The organism is Pseudoalteromonas sp. BSi20311, assembly GCF_000239875.1.
Classification (GTDB): domain Bacteria; phylum Pseudomonadota; class Gammaproteobacteria; order Enterobacterales; family Alteromonadaceae; genus Pseudoalteromonas.
Map to the genome: position 1 here is coordinate 1 of NZ_BADU01000173.1, position 343 is coordinate 343.

The 343-nt window shown below is 39.1% G+C and carries 1 protein-coding gene; it reads left to right on the forward strand.

All coding sequences use genetic code 11. The annotated features are described in order from the left end of the window. Positions 1-94 precede the first annotated feature (94 nt). Positions 95-343, forward strand: a 249-nt coding sequence (locus tag P20311_RS17480; protein ID WP_036985303.1) for a transposase domain-containing protein, incomplete at its 3' end; no start/stop codon positions are given.

Below are 343 nucleotides of genomic sequence, written 5' to 3' on the forward strand. Positions count from 1 at the left end.
GTAATGCCGATCAGTTAAGAATATTTTTGATCGGTTGACTGATCTTTTTAACGCTTTCAAAATCCGATATCTGTCTCTGGTATCGGATTTTTTTATGCGCTTTGAAAATGAATTAGCGGTCGCTTTTAACTCTTGTGGTAGTTTTCATACATTCGAAAAATATGCTGAGCTACTTTCCCCTCAACTTATTCAGCAAGGCTTTGAACAAGCTGGTGTGGCTACCATTCGTAAAAGAAGGTTGCCGCTTGAAACGGTTCTGTGGTCAATTATCGGCATGTCTTTATATCGTCAGAAATCGGTTTGGGATATTGCAACACAAATGGACATTATGTTGCCCGATAAG